The sequence below is a fragment of the Henriciella marina genome, assembly GCF_027213945.1.
GTDB classification, from domain to species: Bacteria; Pseudomonadota; Alphaproteobacteria; order Caulobacterales; family Hyphomonadaceae; genus Henriciella; species Henriciella marina_A.
In genome coordinates this window covers 176,804-192,230 of the sequence record NZ_JAPWGW010000004.1, presented here as the reverse complement: position 1 = coordinate 192,230, position 15,427 = coordinate 176,804, and the positions used below count along the sequence as shown (strand labels likewise).

General features: G+C 59.7%; 20 protein-coding genes. 7 read left to right on the top strand and 13 right to left on the bottom strand.

All coding sequences use genetic code 11. The features are described from left to right. Positions 1–35: 35 nt before the first annotated feature. Positions 36–1,319 carry a NupC/NupG family nucleoside CNT transporter gene (locus tag O4G74_RS12925; RefSeq protein WP_269403027.1) on the bottom strand — a complete coding sequence of 428 codons (1,284 nt, stop codon included), beginning with the start codon at positions 1,317–1,319 and terminating at the stop codon, positions 36–38. Positions 1,320–1,469: 150 nt separating this feature from the next. On the opposite strand from O4G74_RS12925, the gene O4G74_RS12920 reads away from it, so the two are divergent. Further along, complete coding sequence (locus O4G74_RS12920) at positions 1,470–1,739, top strand: hypothetical protein (RefSeq protein WP_269403026.1); 270 nt, start codon at positions 1,470–1,472, stop codon at positions 1,737–1,739. An 81-nt stretch (positions 1,740–1,820) separates the two neighbouring features. Here O4G74_RS12920 and O4G74_RS12915 read toward each other — a convergent pair whose 3' ends face one another. After that, entirely contained in the window at positions 1,821–2,189 is a 369-nt protein-coding gene (locus tag O4G74_RS12915; protein ID WP_269403025.1) for a VOC family protein, read from the bottom strand. A 146-nt stretch (positions 2,190–2,335) separates the two neighbouring features. On the opposite strand from O4G74_RS12915, the gene O4G74_RS12910 reads away from it, so the two are divergent. Both O4G74_RS12910 and O4G74_RS12905 read left to right on the top strand, forming a co-directional pair. After that, complete coding sequence (locus O4G74_RS12910) at positions 2,336–3,253, top strand: SDR family NAD(P)-dependent oxidoreductase (RefSeq protein ID WP_119454224.1); 918 nt, start codon at positions 2,336–2,338, stop codon at positions 3,251–3,253. A gap of 103 nt (positions 3,254–3,356) precedes the next feature. Then, a complete protein-coding gene (locus tag O4G74_RS12905) occupies positions 3,357–3,710 on the top strand; it encodes a Kazal-type serine protease inhibitor family protein (protein ID WP_269403024.1) in 354 nt (117 codons plus the stop codon). Between the two features lie 8 nt (positions 3,711–3,718). On the opposite strand, the gene O4G74_RS12900 is transcribed toward O4G74_RS12905, so the two are convergent. From O4G74_RS12900 to O4G74_RS12850, 11 genes are all read right to left on the bottom strand, one after another. Beyond that, positions 3,719–4,372: a protein-L-isoaspartate(D-aspartate) O-methyltransferase gene (locus O4G74_RS12900; protein WP_269403023.1), complete on the bottom strand. Its 654-nt coding sequence runs from the start codon at positions 4,370–4,372 to the stop codon at positions 3,719–3,721. Beyond that, positions 4,360–5,121 carry a 5'/3'-nucleotidase SurE gene (gene surE, locus O4G74_RS12895; RefSeq protein ID WP_269403022.1) on the bottom strand — a complete coding sequence of 254 codons (762 nt, stop codon included), beginning with the start codon at positions 5,119–5,121 and terminating at the stop codon, positions 4,360–4,362. Before surE ends, O4G74_RS12900 begins: the two co-directional genes overlap by 13 nt. After that, entirely contained in the window at positions 5,118–6,416 is a 1,299-nt protein-coding gene (serS, locus tag O4G74_RS12890) for a serine--tRNA ligase (RefSeq protein WP_269403021.1), read from the bottom strand. The genes surE and serS overlap by 4 nt, the downstream gene beginning before the upstream one ends. A 92-nt stretch (positions 6,417–6,508) precedes the next feature. Then, the gene (tatC, locus tag O4G74_RS12885; protein ID WP_269403020.1) at positions 6,509–7,351 is read right to left on the bottom strand and encodes a twin-arginine translocase subunit TatC; all 843 of its coding nucleotides are present in this window, start codon (positions 7,349–7,351) and stop codon (positions 6,509–6,511) included. Beyond that, positions 7,348–7,827: a Sec-independent protein translocase protein TatB gene (tatB, locus tag O4G74_RS12880; RefSeq protein WP_269403019.1), complete on the bottom strand. Its 480-nt coding sequence runs from the start codon at positions 7,825–7,827 to the stop codon at positions 7,348–7,350. The genes tatC and tatB overlap by 4 nt, the downstream gene beginning before the upstream one ends. A 23-nt stretch (positions 7,828–7,850) precedes the next feature. Continuing rightward, positions 7,851–8,105 (bottom strand): twin-arginine translocase TatA/TatE family subunit, encoded by a 255-nt coding sequence (tatA, locus tag O4G74_RS12875; protein WP_269403018.1) that lies wholly within the window; start codon positions 8,103–8,105, stop codon positions 7,851–7,853. 83 nt (positions 8,106–8,188) lie between these two features. Then, on the bottom strand, positions 8,189–8,971 hold the full coding sequence (scpB, locus tag O4G74_RS12870) for an SMC-Scp complex subunit ScpB (protein ID WP_269403017.1): 783 nt from the start codon (positions 8,969–8,971) through the stop codon (positions 8,189–8,191). Next, complete coding sequence (locus O4G74_RS12865; RefSeq protein WP_269403016.1) at positions 8,968–9,786, bottom strand: segregation and condensation protein A; 819 nt, start codon at positions 9,784–9,786, stop codon at positions 8,968–8,970. Before O4G74_RS12865 ends, scpB begins: the two co-directional genes overlap by 4 nt. Beyond that, on the bottom strand, positions 9,783–10,826 hold the full coding sequence (gene nagZ / locus O4G74_RS12860) for a beta-N-acetylhexosaminidase (RefSeq protein ID WP_269403015.1): 1,044 nt from the start codon (positions 10,824–10,826) through the stop codon (positions 9,783–9,785). Before nagZ ends, O4G74_RS12865 begins: the two co-directional genes overlap by 4 nt. Then, positions 10,823–11,632 carry an SPOR domain-containing protein gene (locus O4G74_RS12855; RefSeq protein ID WP_269403014.1) on the bottom strand — a complete coding sequence of 270 codons (810 nt, stop codon included), beginning with the start codon at positions 11,630–11,632 and terminating at the stop codon, positions 10,823–10,825. The genes nagZ and O4G74_RS12855 overlap by 4 nt, the downstream gene beginning before the upstream one ends. A 100-nt stretch (positions 11,633–11,732) precedes the next feature. Next, positions 11,733–12,935 carry a deoxyguanosinetriphosphate triphosphohydrolase gene (locus tag O4G74_RS12850; RefSeq protein ID WP_269403013.1) on the bottom strand — a complete coding sequence of 401 codons (1,203 nt, stop codon included), beginning with the start codon at positions 12,933–12,935 and terminating at the stop codon, positions 11,733–11,735. Between O4G74_RS12850 and erpA the strand changes: the two genes are divergently transcribed. The 4 genes from erpA (at position 12,934) to O4G74_RS12830 (ending at position 15,400) form a co-directional block, all read left to right on the top strand. Further along, the gene (gene erpA / locus O4G74_RS12845) at positions 12,934–13,260 is read left to right on the top strand and encodes an iron-sulfur cluster insertion protein ErpA (RefSeq protein ID WP_269403012.1); all 327 of its coding nucleotides are present in this window, start codon (positions 12,934–12,936) and stop codon (positions 13,258–13,260) included. The two genes, O4G74_RS12850 and erpA, sit on opposite strands and share 2 nt — an antisense overlap. A 132-nt stretch (positions 13,261–13,392) precedes the next feature. Next, positions 13,393–14,067: a lipid-binding SYLF domain-containing protein gene (locus O4G74_RS12840; protein WP_269403011.1), complete on the top strand. Its 675-nt coding sequence runs from the start codon at positions 13,393–13,395 to the stop codon at positions 14,065–14,067. A gap of 135 nt (positions 14,068–14,202) precedes the next feature. Further along, positions 14,203–14,874, top strand: a complete 672-nt coding sequence (locus O4G74_RS12835) for a nitroreductase (RefSeq protein WP_269403010.1) — start codon at positions 14,203–14,205, stop codon at positions 14,872–14,874. Between the two features lie 145 nt (positions 14,875–15,019). Continuing rightward, positions 15,020–15,400: a hypothetical protein gene (locus tag O4G74_RS12830; protein WP_269403009.1), complete on the top strand. Its 381-nt coding sequence runs from the start codon at positions 15,020–15,022 to the stop codon at positions 15,398–15,400. The last annotated feature ends 27 nt before the right edge of the window (positions 15,401–15,427 follow it).

Sequence of the window (15,427 nt, the reverse complement as noted above, 5' to 3'; positions counted from 1 at the left end):
TCGCAGCCCTATGGCTGACGACCCCCATCGCTGCGTTAGCCTGCGGCACCAATGAACAGTTGTACCGGCAATGCCCCAACGACTGCACCGGAAAGACACGTCGCAAGTGTACCCGCAATCAATGTTTTCCAGGAGAGTTCGAGGAAGGTGGAGCGGCGTTCCGGACAGATAATGTTCAGGCCACCAATCAGGATGCCGATAGAACCGAAGTTCGCAAAGCCGCAGATCGCGTGCGCCGTGATAATGCGCGTGCGCGGGTCCATCGCATCGGCAGGCACGTTGCCAAGCTCAATGAAGGCCACGAACTCGGTCAGCACCGTCTTGATGCCCATGAGCGAACCGGAAAGCGGCGCTTCGCTCCATGGCACACCGATCATGTACATGAGCGGCGAGAATATCCAGCCGAGCACGCGCTGAATCGAAAGCGGTTCTCCACTGACGGCTGGAAGCGCGCCGAGACCGGCATTCACCAGCCAGAGAAGCGCAAGCGCCGCGATCAGCATGGTGGCGATGTTGAGAACGATCTGGAGACCATCGGCGGCGCCGGTTGCAAACGCGTCCATGGTCGAATTGTATTTGAAGTCCGGCTCATGCGCGCGCTCGGAGGAGTCCACCGTCTCCGGGATCATGACCAGCGCCATGGCGACGGCAGCCGGCGCTGCGATGATGGACGCGGTCAGAAGCTGCGCCAGCGGATTCGCCATCACGCCGTCGAGGAATGTCGTATAAATGACCAGAACCGAGCCGGCGATGGTCGCAAAACCAGCCGTCATCAGGATGAAAATCTCAGACCGGGTCATGCCTTTGATGTACGGCTTCACGAGAACGGGCGCCTCGGTCATGCCCATGAAGACGTTCGCAGACACGGCGAGCGAGGTTGCCCCGCCGAGGCCCATCAGCTTGCGGAAAATGAAGGCGAAGCCCTTCGTGACCCAGCGCAAGATGTGCCAGTGCCAGAGAATGGCCGACAGCGCAGCAACAACGATGACGACAGGCAAAATCTGGAAGAAGAAAAGCGGCGGGGCATCGCCGGTCATGATCTCGCTGGCGGCCTGGTTGTCACCGACATAACCAAAGACGAAACTTGTACCGTTACGCGTGGCTTCCTGAAGCGCTTCAACTATGAAGTTGGCCTTGAAGAGCAGGTTTCGCACGAACGGGATACCGAACAGCAGAAGCGCAAACGCGAACTGCATGACGACAGCGCCAAGCACCAGTCTTACCGGAAACTGGCTGCGTTTTTCAGACAGGCCCCAGCCAATTGCGAAGATAAGCGCGATGCCCAGAAGTGCGCGCGCATTGTCCCAGCCCCATTCCATCCGGCCAACTCCCTGATGCCTCTAGACTCACAAGCCTTATCGCGCGTCCCCCGTATCCACCAGACCCGGGACTCAGAACCTCTGTCGGAACGGTGCGTCTGCCAGCACGTTGTTTAATCGGTAGAACACCAAGCAATTGAAGGAGCGATCATGAAACGCAAGACTTTCACCCCGCTACGCGACCAGAAGGTCAACATGGAACCGCGACCGGTCACGACTGACCAGATTGACGGCGTGATGAATTCCTCCGCTGCGCTCGATGAGAAGATGGAAAAACTGAACGAGCTGCGCCAGGCGCATAGCGATTGGGCAAATCGCCAACCAGAGACAGATGGCAAACCACTGCTTCGCTATATCGATGATGCCGTGAAGCGCCTTCTTCACGATGATAAACTGGAGCGGAAGGTCGAGGTCGCCTAGTCGGCCCGACAACCAGACCAAACAAAAGCCGCGGGCGCCTCATTGGCCCCGCGGCTTTATTTTGTGACTGAGACTCAGAACCTAGCCGAGTTTGCAGACACAGATTTTGTGGCCGTCTGGATCACGGAAATAAGCCCCATAGAAGGTCGGCATACGATTGCCGGGTTCGCCGTCCGGCGTCGCACCGAGTTCGATCGCTTTCGCATAGGCCTTGTCGACCGTTTCATTGTCGGCACATGCGATCGCCGGCATGACGCCATTGCCACAGGTCGCTTCCTTCTCATCGTACGGGCCGCCGATAGCAAGCATGGGCTGGCCGGGCCCGGTGCCGTAGAAATAGAGCCGACCATTGTCGAAAAAGCGCTTCGCGCCGACCGTCGGCATGAAGCCGTCATAAAATTCCAGGGCTTTCTCGATATTGTTCGACCCGAGCGTCACATAAGCGAGCATGTCAGTCCTCCTTGCTGATTAGGTGGCTTCTTGCAGCACGGCGAGCAGGCGCCAGCAAGCACTTCCCCAGCGCGAATGCTTGACGTTTACGTGAGCGGGTGCTGCAAGGCTGACCGTCAAGTTTTACCTCAGTCAGGAGATACCCCATGGCAGACATTCGTTTTGACGGCAAAGTCGCTATCGTCACCGGTGCAGGCGGCGGTCTTGGCCGTTGTCACGCGCTCGAACTCGCCCGCCGCGGCGCAAAGGTCGTCGTGAACGATCTCGGCGCATCGATGGACGGATCGGGCGGCAGCTCGGCAGCGGCCGACGAAGTCGTCAAGGAAATCGAAGCGCTTGGCGGCGAAGCCATCGCGAACGGTTCGTCGGTCACCGACGACGCTGGCGTCAAAAAGATGATCGATGACGCCATGAACAAGTGGGGCCGTATCGACATCCTGATCGCCAATGCTGGCATCCTGCGCGACAAGTCCTTCTCCAAGATGACGATGGAAGACATCCAGCTCGTCGTCGACGTCCACCTCATGGGCTCCTTCAAGCCTATCAAGGCGGCCTGGGACATCATGAAGGAGCAGAATTTCGGCCGCATCGTCGTGACCACCTCTTCGACCGGCCTCTATGGCAACTTTGGCCAGGCCAACTATGGCGCCGCCAAACTCGGCCTCGTCGGCATGATGAATACGCTCAAGATTGAAGGCGCGAAGAACAACATCAAGATCAACGCTGTCTGCCCGGTCGCCGCGACCCGCATGACCGAAGGCCTGATGCCTGAGGAAGTCCTGAAGCAGCTGAAGCCGGAATATGTCACGCCAGGCGTGATGAACCTCGTCAAGGACGACGCCCCGACCGGCATGGTCCTGTCGGCTGGCGCCGGCGCATTCTCCATGGCAGAAATCGTAGAGACCAACGGCGCCTTCGTCGGTCAGGGCGATGCCCTCACGGCCGAAGCTGTTGCCGCCAAGTGGGATCAGATCACCGACAAGTCGACCCAGACGCACTTCAACGCTGGCGGCGAGCACGGTCAGAACATCTTCCGCCTCCTCGCTGAGGGCGCAAAAGGCTAGTTCAGCCAGACAAGAAGACGATTTTGGGCCACGCCCGCAGCTTGCATTCAGGCTGCAGGCGTGGCCCAATCATTTTGAGCCACACCGTTTCGGAGGAAATGACATGCGCCTTGCCCTTCTGACCGCCAGCCTCTTCCTGCTCGCTGCCTGCCAACCAGAGCCGATCCCTGTTGATGGTGATCCGGCATCGCGCCCGGGCGACACACCTCGAGCGGAAGGCGAAATGTGCGGCGGCATCGCAGCGATTCAATGTGGCGAGGGTCTCTATTGCGCTGACAGGCCCGGCCAATGCGTCAACACTGCTGACGGCTCGGGCATTTGTGCGCCGCGCCCGGAAGTGTGTACCCAACAATACGATCCGGTCTGCGGCTGCGATGGCAAGACCTATGGCAATGCCTGCACGGCAGCGGCTTCCGGCGTCAGCATCGCCTCACAGGGTGAATGTCCCGCAAGCTAATACGGGCGCTAAAGCGCCTCAGCCAGCCCTTCGACAAGCGGCAAGAGTGGCTCGGCAAGCGGTGAGTGACTGCGCGCGCCGTCCTTGGTGACGACGCGAAGGGTCTGGCGACCGTCGACGCCAATCACCGGCGCAACGACTTTCCCGCCAACAGCGAGTTGCGCGGAAAGGTCTTCAGGGATTTGTGTGACCGCGCCTGTGACGAGGATGCGGTTGTAAGGCGCGTGCTCGCGCCAGCCTGAAAACCCATCGGCCTGACGCAGACTGACATTCCGGATGCCTAACGCATCTAGATTGCTACGCGCTGCATCGACTAGCGTCTTGAAACGATCAACCGCCCAGACCTTGCCAGCGATTTTCGCCATGAGCGCGGCCGTATAGCCGCTGCCTGCGCCGATGAGCAGGTAGCTTTCCTTGCGACCCGGCGTCATCCCCAGCGCCGTGAGAAGCTGCGCGACGGTCAGCGGCTTGGGCAGAACCTGACCACAGGCAAGCGGCAGGACGGCGTCCTCCACCGCCAGCTTGTGCAGCGACTTGTCGATAAAGTCCCGCCGGTCGACAGTCTCCATCGCTGACAGAACAGCATCGTCCCTTATGCCCTGCTGGCGAAGCTGCAGGATGAAGCGGGCGGCGCGGAACGGGTCAGTGCTCACTGCTTCCACTCAGCCTTCAGGGTTTCGAGGTAGCGGTTGTGCGTCAGGTCCACATGGAGCGGCGTCACAGAGATGCGCCCCTCATAGATCGCTCTCAGATCAGTGCCTTCCGGCGGACGCGACAGCCTGCCTTTGAAGCCAATCCAGAAATAGTCGTTGCCGCGCAGATCTTCGCGCCGTTCGGTATGAATGATCTGTTCGTCGCGGAAGCCCTGACGCGTGACTTCGATTCCGGCGACATCGTCTGGCTCACGGTCCGGGAAGTTGATGTTCATCACGACATCATCCGGCCAGCCCTTCTCGATCAGCGGCTTGATGACCCTGGCGCCCCAGCTTTTCGATGTCTCCCAAGGCAGGGAGCCACGCTCACGAAAGCTCTGCGCCTGGCTTAGCGCGATGGACGGCACGCCAAGATGCATGCCGAACATGGCGCCCGCGATCGTCCCCGAGAGGCTCGTATCTTCGGCGATATTCTGGCCACGATTGACGCCGGACAGAATGAGGTCAGGCTTTTCGGGCATCAGGTCATGCACGGCCAGAAGCACACAGTCAGTCGGCGTGCCCATCACCGCCCAGCATTTCTCACGCACTTCGCGCGTGCGCACGGGCTGGGTCAGCGTGATAGATCGCGACTGGCCGGACTGTTCGACCTCAGGCGCCGCAATCCAGATATCGTCAGAGAGCTCTCTCGCAATCGACTCCAGCACCGATAGGCCCGGCGCGTGGATCCCATCATCATTGGTGAGGAGAATTCTCATCCAATCACCTCAAGCCCGCCCATATAGGGCCGCAGCACGGCCGGCACGCCAATCGTGCCATCTTCACGCTGATAGTTTTCCAGAACCGCAACAAGCGTACGACCGACCGCGAGGCCGGAGCCGTTCAGCGTATGCACGAATTCTGGCTTCGGCTTTGGATTGTCAGCGCTTGGTGCCGCGCGCCAGCGGGCATTCATCCGGCGGGCCTGGAAGTCCCCGCAATAGGAACACGAGCTGATCTCACGATAGGTGTCCTGGCTCGGCAGCCAGACTTCGAGGTCGTAGGTCTTGCGGGCGCCGAAGCCCATATCGCCAGTACAGAGCAGCATGCGCCGGTAAGGCAGCTCCAGACGCTCAAGGATCGTCTCGGCGCAGCGCGTCATCCGCTCCAGCTCTTCAAGGCCTTCGGCTTCGTCCTTGACGATGGAGACAAGCTCCACCTTGTTGAACTGGTGCAAGCGGATCATGCCCTTCGTGTCACGCCCAGCACTGCCCGCTTCCGAACGAAAGCATGGCGTATGCGCGGTCATGCGAAGCGGAAGGCTTTCGCCTTCGAGGATGTCTTCACGAATCGTATTGGTGAGCGAGATTTCCGACGTCGCGATGAGCCACATGCCGTCTGTCGTCTCGAAGGAGTCTTCACCAAATTTGGGCAATTGGCCGGTGCCTTCCAACGCGTTGGGACGTACAAGGAATGGCGGGCTCGTTTCCTGATATCCGTGCTCTCCGGTCTGGACATCCAGCATGTAGTTTGCGAGCGCACGCTCCAGCCGCGAAAGCTGGTGGCGCAACAGCACGAAGCGCGAACCCGACATCTTGGCAGCGGTCTCGAAGTCCATCATGCCAAGTGCTTCACCAAGGTCCGCATGGTCCTTCGGCGCAAAGGCGAGCGCGGTCGGCGTGCCAACCTTCTTCTGCTCAGCATTATCGGCTTCGTCTTCGCCTTCCGGAACTTCATCCAATGGAAGGTTCGGCAGACCGAGGATCAGCTCTTCCAGCTCCTTACGGGCCGCAGCTTCCTGTTCGCCAGCGGCCTCGATCGTTTCCTTGGCCTTGGCGACTTCATCGCGCAGGCGCTCAAACTCGGCTTCATCGCCGCTCGCCTTTGCCTTGCCGATCAGCTTGGAATTGGCATTACGCGCGCTTTCGGCCTCCTGCTTATCGGTCAGCGCCTGACGCAGGGCCGCATCATGGGCGAGGATGTCATCGACGTTGTCGCCGAGGCCGGACGTCCGCCGGTTCCAGGCCTTGCGAAAGTGGTCAGGGTTTTCACGAATGGCGCGAATATCGAACATGGGTTTGGCCTTCAGGCAGCTCTTTGTCTCTTGCCGAAGCGTCTAGTCTAATTGGCGCGCCAGCGGAACCGTCTGAACTGAACCAGCAGGCGTCAATTATCGCCAGCGTCTATCGCGTCGTCCTCTGCCGCCTTCTTCTCCATCATGGAGACGCAGACAATCGAGATCTCGTAGAGAAGGAAGACGGGCACAGCCAGCATGACCTGAGAGATAAGATCAGGCGGCGTGAAGAAGGCTGCGGCGACAAGGATACCTACAACTGCGTACTTGCGCCCCGACTTTAGCGTATCGCTACCAATGATCCCTGCCCGCCCGAGCAGGCTGAGCACGACCGGCAGCTGGAAGCTCAGACCAAACGCCAACATCAGAGCCATGACCAGCGACAGGTACTCCGACACCTTGATCTGCGGTGTGATGGCCGCTCGCCCTTCTGCAGCCTGCTGCTCGAATGAGAGCGCAAAGTTCGAGATCAGCGGCAGCATGACCCAATAGACGAATAAAGCACCGAGCAGGAACAGGACAGGCGCGGCGATCAGGAAAGGCAGGACGGCGCCCTTCTCCCGCTTGTAGAGACCCGGCGCCACGAAGGAATAGATCTGCCAGCCCATGACTGGAAAAGCGACAAAGACACCGGCAAATAGCGCCAGCTTCAGCTCGACGAAAAACACTTCCAGAGGCGCTGTATATATCAGCTCGAAGCGCGTCTCGCCGCGCTCGAGCTCAGCGACCTGAACCAGGGGGTCGAGCAGGATGTTGTAGAGCGGCCGCGCGAAGAAAAAGCAGAGAAGCGTCGCCCCGGCCAGCGCCGCAATCGACCAGATCAGCCGGGTACGCAGCTCAATGAGATGGTCGAGCAGCGGCGCGCGCGATGATTCCATCTCGCTGTCTTCGTCGGTGAAGTTCGGCTGCTCGTCGGCCCGCATGTCTTTGCTCATGAGGACGCGGCCTTCTTGCCATCATCGTCAGGCTTGGCTGGGTCATCCGGCGTGCCTTCAGCCTTTCCGCTGGTCGAAGCAGCCGACTTCTCACCCGGAAGACTCTCATCCGTTGTGCTCGGCGCATCCTTGCTATCTGAAATGACACCCGGTCCGCCTTCCTTGCCCGCTTCGGGCCAGGGGTTTTCCATCATCACGCGGCGATTGATGTCGCTTTCGGCCTTCTTCATGTCATTGACCGCGTCGGTCAGCGCATTGTCACGGCGCAGATCCTCAATTTCCTTGCGCAGCTCATCCAGCTCCGCCTGGCGTGCAATATCATCGAAAGCAGACTGAAACTCGCGCGCCATGGCGCGGCCCTTGGCGACGAACTGGCCAAGCTTGCGCATCATCAGCGGCAGGTCCTTCGGACCCACGACAATCAACGCAACAATTGCCACGAGCATGAACTCGGTGAGACCAAATTGTGGAAGCATGCTTAGCCGGCCTCACTTGCCTGTCAGCTGGAGGTTTTCGACTTGTCCTTCTCAGGCGTGACGTTCACCATCTTGTCGTCACTGAGGTGGCGCGACTGTTTGGACTTGGAAGTGTCCTTGTCCTCGCTGTCTGCCTCCTCATCGTCATTCAGCCCCTTGCGGAAGCTGCGGACGCCTTTGGCCATGTCACCCATGATGGAAGAAATCCGGCCGCGCCCGCCAAACAGCAGAAGGGCGACGATCAGCACGATAAGAAGCTGCATCCAGCTAGGGGCCATGGAAGGTCTCCAGAAGTTCTTCTGCACAAGTAGCGCCCATCAGGATAACTCTCAATGGGTAACGATCACACAATAACGTGCAATCAGTCGTCTTCGCTGCCCATGAAGTCTGTCACGAACGTACCGTCCTGCTCAATTCCGTGATCATCGGCCTCGCCCTCGGTTGCAGGCATATCGATGTCGCCCGGATCAAAGTCCGGCGGCACGACGTCAGACAGGAGCCCCCCTGCCTGAAGTTCGGCCCTGCCCGGCAGCATGTCGAGGCTTTCCAGCCCAAAATGCTCCAGAAAGCCATTGGTCGTACCATAGGTCACCGGGCGGCCCGGCGTCTGACGGCGGCCTTTGATTTTCACCCAGCCCGCTTCCATGAGCTGGTCGATCGTGCCTTTTGACACGGCCACACCGCGCACAGCCTCGATCTCGGCGCGCGTGACAGGCTGGCCATAGGAGATAATGGCGAGCGTTTCGAGCGCCGCCTGAGACAGCTTCTTCTGCTCTTGGCGCTCTTCAACGAAGAGATAGGCAAGGTCTTCCGCCGTCTGGAAGCGCCATTTGCCTGCCACTTCGACCAGCGTGACGCCGCGATGCGCGTAAGCCGCTTTGAGCGACATCAGCACGGTTGCGGCATCGATCCCCTGCGGAAGCACTTCCGCAACCTGCTCGGCGCTCAGCGGCTCACCCGCGGCAAAAAGAATGGCTTCAGCCCGGCGCAGCGCGTCCGCGATGACATCGGCGCCGCCATCAGCCTCACGCTTCAGCAGCTCCTCAGAGCGCCTGTAAGCAAAGGAAAGCTGGCGCACGGCATCGCGAATCTCTTCCGGCGCGTCTTCCAGCTTTTCGTTCTCAAAACGGGGTATCGCGGTCATCCGCCCATCCCTTCCTGTCTGTCCTGGCTGCCGCGCAGGTAAAGCGGCTGGAAGTGAGCTCCCTGCCGGATTTCAATGTCGCCATCGCGCGCCAGTTCCAGTGCCGCTGCGAAGACGCTCGCTGTGACCGATCGGGGCGGAATGTCGCCTGCAACATCCTTCATGCGCTGGCGCAGTTCATCGAGGCTGGCCCAGCTATCGATCATCTTGCTCAAACTTTTGAGCGAGTCGCGCGCATGCTCTAGTGGCAGAACATATTGATGCACAACCTTGTGCGGTGCGGCTTCTTCGCGGCGCTGACGGATACCGCCGAAAGCCTGCATGAGGTGCCAGAGCGATATGTCGTATTCAGTATGCTTGATCACGCGCGGTTGCTCAGGTGCCCCGCGGAGGAACACTTCCTGGCCAAGCTGCGCGAGATCCATCAACTCTTGCCCAGCCTCGCGCATCGCCTCAAGACGCTTCAGGCGGAAAGCGAGGCGTGCAGCCATCTCCTCGCCATCGATCTCATCATTGGCGGCCTTTTCAGGCTTGGGCAGCAGCAGGCGCGACTTCATGAAAGCCAGCCATGCGGCCATGAGCAGATAGTCAGCCGCAAGGTCTATTCGCTTCTCGCGGGCGTCCTCGATGAAGCCGATATACTGGTTGGCAAGTTCCAGCATGGAGACCTTGAGCAGGTCTACTTTCTGGCGACGCGCCAGATCCAGCAGCAGATGAAGCGGCCCCTCATATCCATCGATATCAACCGCGAAATAATCCCCGTTTTCTAGGTCATCGCGGTCGATCAGGTCGCTGGAGACGAGTTGCGAACTCATACGCTGATGGAGCCTGTGTTCGGAATGAGTGATTTGAAGCGCGCCCAGCCTGCTTCGGTGTCAAACGACGTCTCGCGCTGGGTGGCCGCTTCAGCCGCTTCTGCACGGGTAAATGCTTTGCCGGAAAGCTCAGGCGCAGCTTCGGCCACTTCACGCATTTCGGCGAAAATAGCGTCCGCATCGTGCAGGAAGCCAGAGCAGTGCAGTAGCATGTCACAGCCCGCAGAAATCGACGCGTCAGCGCGCTCGGTGAGCGTCCCGCCAAGAGCCTGCATGCCAAGATCATCAGTCATAAGCAGCCCATCAAACCCGATTCGCTGCCGGATGACCTCATTAATCATGATCGGAGAGACCGTCGCAGCGCGTCCTTCATCAAAACGATCATAGGAAATATGGGCCGTCATGGCCATTGGCGCATGGGCGACATGGGCAAAGGCGGCAAAATCCGAGGACAGCTCATTGTCGCCCGCAGTGACACGCGGCAGCTCCAGATGGCTGTCTGCGGTCGAGCGGCCATGGCCGGGGATATGTTTGATGACGCCCGCCACGCCGCCATCCTCAAGACCTTTGAGCGCCGCAGCCGCGATCGCGCCCACCACGTCTGGATCGGTGCCGAAGGCCCGGTCCCCGATGACATCATGTGCGCCTGGCTGCGGAAGGTCGCACACAGGCGCGCAGTCTGCATGGATGCCCAATACCGTCAGTTCAGCTGCCATGAGCCGGTGACCAAGCCAGACCGCCTCAAGCCCCAACTCCCTGTCGCGGCCATAAAGCTCACCATAGAGCTCCCCGCGCGGGAAAAGCGGCCATTCAGGCGATTTCAGACGCGCCACACGCCCGCCCTCCTGGTCGATGAAGATAAGGATCTCTCGGCCAACCGCTTCCCAGATATCATCGACGCAGCGGCGCACCTGGTCGCGCGTCTGGCAGGACCGGCCCATGAGAATCACACCCCATGGCTTCTGATCTGCGAAAAGGGCCGATTCCTCCTTTTGAAGAACCGGCCCCGAAATGCTCAATATGCAAGCCTTGTTGGTCATGGCGTCTCGCGAGTGATGATACAGTCTCCACCAACCCGTTTATAGGATTCGCAGAATTCGCTTGCATCGCTTCTTGTATCAAAGCGCCCTGCTCTCACCCGAAAGAAAATACCATTCGCGCCGAGATCGGCCCGTTCAACCACTTTCTCGGCGCCGGTAAACACGTCTGGATAACGGCTCTGCACGCGGCTCCACGCCTCATCAGCGGCAGCCTGGCTACGCACAGCCGAGATCTGAACCAGAAATGGGCCGTTGGCCGTGAAAGTAAACCGTCCGCCGCGCGCCGGCTCAACAGGCGGGGCCGTGTCGATGGCTGGGTCGTCATGGCGCTCATCAGTGGCGGCTGGCGCAGGCTGTTCCAGCGGCGGCAGATCATCAGCCTGCACTTCGGCTGGCGCGGCACCTTGCGATGAGCTCGAACCGGACCCACCGCGCAGGTCCATCGGTGGACCGGCCAGCATGGCAAGCTCGCGTTCGCCTGCGACCGGCTGCGGCTCGGGTGGCCGGGTAGACCCGTCAATATTGTCATAGAGCCTGCGATCCAGATCCTCGATCTGAATACCGCCGCGGTCTTCTGGTACGGTCTTGAAGGGCTCGGCATCTGCCGTGACCATTGGCAGTTCACCGTCTTCTTCGCGTACGCCCTGCCTGTAAGTGTTCCACACGACAGCGGCAAAGACGATCAGGACACCGATAGCCAGAGCAAGGATCAGCGGTCCGCGCGCCGACTCATCATCGCGTATCTCGAACCCGCGATATTCATCCTCATAGGACGCGTAGTCGTATCTGTTGCTGCCGTGGCTCATCGCACGCCTGCCCCTTCGTCGCCTTTGAATATTGGTTAAGAAATTGCCAGTGCTTTGTTAACGATCCTTGAATCGGCGTGCCCTTTGCCCTGTAAGCGGCTCACACCATGCCCTCGATGCTGAAGACCTTGCGGTGCAGGTCGATGGCGTAATTGTCCGTCATGCCAGCGATATAGTCGCAGACAAGCCGGGCGCGCCGCGCCTCTGGCGCCTGTTCAGCGTCCTGCCTCAGCGGCGGTGGCAGGATGTCAGGCTCGGCGAGGAAAAGCTCAAACAGCTCTTTCAGCACGCGCTTTGCCTGGCTGCGCATCCGGTTGACCTTGTAGTGCTTGTACATCCGCTCGAACAGGAAGGCCCGCAGCGCCCTCTGCTGCGCGTCGAAATCATCCGAAAAGGCGACCAGCGGCTCTGGCAGCGCCCGCACTTCAGCGGCCGACTGCGGATTGTGACGCGCCACGCGTCTCTCGGTCTCGGCGACGAGATCGCCAATCCAGAGGCCGATCAGGCGTCTCACGGCTTCATAGACCGTGCGCTGCGTGTCGAGCACGGGATGCTCTATCCGCACAGACCGGAAGACGTCACCAACAAGTGGCAGGTGTAGCATGTCATCAATGGTGAAAAGGCCCGCCGCGATACCGTCATCAATATCGTGATTATTGTAGGCAATATCATCGGCCAGCGCGGCAATCTGCGCTTCCGGTCCCGCAAACTGGTCAAGTTCAAGCCGCTCCAGCTGCGGGAAGTCGCGGAACGCAGCAGGTAGCGCTGAGACAGGCGTACCATCGGTGATCAGCGGGCCATTATGCTTAACGAGGCCCTCCAGCATCTCCCAGGTCAGGTTGAGACCGTCGAAATTGGGATAGCGCTGTTCAAGCCGCGTCACGACGCGCAGGGTCTGCGCATTGTGATCAAAGCCTTCGAAGGCCTCCATGCACGCGTCGAGCTGGTCTTCGCCTGCATGACCAAATGGCGGATGACCAAGATCATGGGCCAGCGCCATCGCCTCAGCCAGGTCTTCATCGACGCCAAGCCGGCGCGCAACGGACCGCGCAATCTGCGCAACTTCCAGCGAGTGGGTCAGGCGCGTGCGGTAATGGTCGCCTTCATGAGCGACAAAAACCTGCGTTTTCTGCTTCAGGCGGCGAAATCCGGATGAGTGGATAATTCGGTCCCGGTCACGCTGAAATGGCGTGCGCGTGGCCGATTCAGCCTCTTCGTGGAAACGCCCGCGGGAGCTTTCCCACAGTGTTGCAAACACCGCTCTCTTTTCTGGAAGCGCAGGTTTACCTATCTTGTGAGTCATGAGCGACGTCACCCTTTCCGAAAGTGCTGCCCGGCGCGTTAATGCGATTCTGGCAAAACAGTCCGACAAGGACTACCTTCGCGTGTCAGTCGAAGGTGGTGGCTGTTCGGGCTTTTCCTACAAGTTCGACCTCGAAGACACGAAAAACGATGATGATGTCATCGTGGAGCGCGATGGCGCGCAGGTGCTTGTCGATGAGATGAGCATGGAATTCATGCGCGGCTCCGAGATCGATTTCTCAAACGAGCTGATCGGCGCGGCTTTCAAGATCAACAATCCGAACGCGACGGCGGCCTGTGGCTGCGGGACAAGCTTCTCTCTCTGAGGGAGTTCGAGCCCGGGCACGGCCAGCACCTACATTTTTTGGAACACGCCCCGCCTGTGAGGGTTTGTTCTGCCATACCAAGCTTTGGGCAATGAGGCCCGGAGCGAACGCAAGTTCAGGAGGCAGAACGCCATGACCCTATCCAAGACTCTTCTTCGCAACTCGACGCTTGCTGCGGGCGCAGCAGCGCTGCTTGCAGGTGCCCCGGCCCTCGCAGATAATCACAAAGAACATCGTGAGCAGGCCTACAAGTTCGAGAATGTCCAGGAAGCGAAGGCGACCTTGGACAACTGCCGTACCGTCGCTGAGACCTGCGGCGCAGACATCGACGCGGCAGCTGGCGTCCTCGTCTTCCCGGAAGTCTGGAAAGCTGACCTGATAGTTGGCGGCGCCGGCGGTGAAGGCGTTCTCTTCATCGATGGTGAGCCCACCGGCCAATACTATATTGGCAAGGCGTCCGTTGGCCTTCAGGCCGGCGTTGACAAATCCCAGGTGGTCTATGTCTTTCAGGAGCAGGACGCGCTTGATGAGCTGATGGACGGTGACGAATGGGAAGTCGGCGCAGCCGCCGGCGCAACCGTCGTTGACGCCGACGCCAATGCGATGGCCGCCACAGGTGATCCGCGCATCTACATCATCAATGCCGAAGGCCTGAATGCCGAGCTGAGCGTCAACGCGCTGCGCATCTGGCATGATGACGAGCCAGAAGCCGAAGACGATGATGACATGATGGACCATGACGATATGGACCATGATGATATGGACCATGATGATGACGACATGATGGACATCGATGACGACGACTAAGTCTCTGAAATCCGTGACAGATTGGAAGGCGCTCTTCGGGGCGCCTTCTTTTTTTTGGCCTGTTCGCGGCGTTCCCCTTCCCTTCCCCAGCGTCGCTGTCCTAGACCGCTGAACTCAAGCAAGGAGAGCCAACCCATGGATGTCAGCCAGGCCGTAAATCAGCGCATCTCGACACGCGCTTTTCTCGACAAGCAGATCACCGCTGATGAGGTCCGTGACTGGTTGGCGACAGCGCAGCGTGCGCCTTCTGGTGGCAATCTCCAGCCATGGCGGGTGATCGCAGTTACCGGCGAGGAGAAGCAGGCCGTCATTGACCTTGCTCAAAAGAAGCTCGCCGAAGACCCACGCGGGGAACGGACTGACAGGCCGATCTATCCGAAGGACCTCTGGGAGCCGCATGAAGCGCGGCGCCGCAAGGTCGGCGAGATGATGTATGAGAAGCTTGAGATCCCGCGCGAAGATAAAGCCAAGCGAATTCAATGGTTTTCGCGCAATTTCCGCTTCTTCGACGCGCCTCTAGCTGTCTTCTTTGTGATCGATGAGCGGATGGGCCACGGCCAATGGGCGCATACCGGCATGTTCATGCAGACGCTGGCCCTGCTCGCCGAAGAGCGCGGCTGGGGCACCTGTTTCCAGGAATGCTGGGGCATCCTTCGCCCGACGCTGAAAGAGCATTTTGGACTTGGAGAAACCGAGATGCTCTATTGCGGCATGGCGGTCGGTTACCCGGACCCGGACCATCCGGTAAACCAGCTTCGCGCGGAGCGGGCTGAGGTCGACGAGTTTGCCGAACTCAAGGGATTCTAGAGATATTTTCCGGCCGGGAAATCCCGCCGTTTGCCTGAAAATCATGGTGCATTGACGGTGTACTGGCGGTGTTCCTGGACGGTGTCTGAAAGCGCGCAAAATCTGCTTGCTTGACGCCTCACAGGATCCGGCGTAGTTTTTATCGATGAACGATAAATTCGACTTCCGGCCCGGCGATGTTGTCTCTGTCCGCTTTGGCGGCGTGCTTCGACATTATGGCATCGTTGGCTGGGATGGCCGGATCATTTCGAACACGCGCCGGCATCATGGCGTCGTCTCGCAATCGATCGACGACTTCGCAGATGGCCGTGAGATCAGGAATCATGGCCGCAGCGCTTCGGCCTGTGACTTCACGGCAATCGACCGCGCCAGCCGCCGCATCGGGCATGACTACCATCTCACCGGCTCGAACTGTGTCCACTTCGTGCGTGGTGCGCATGGCCGCAAACCAACCGCGACTCAGATCGCGCGTGGCACGTTTGAAGCGTTCCGGGATATGGTGGGGCCAAAGCGGTCTCGCTGGTAGGCGGCAGGCGAATTGGTGGTCGGCTGA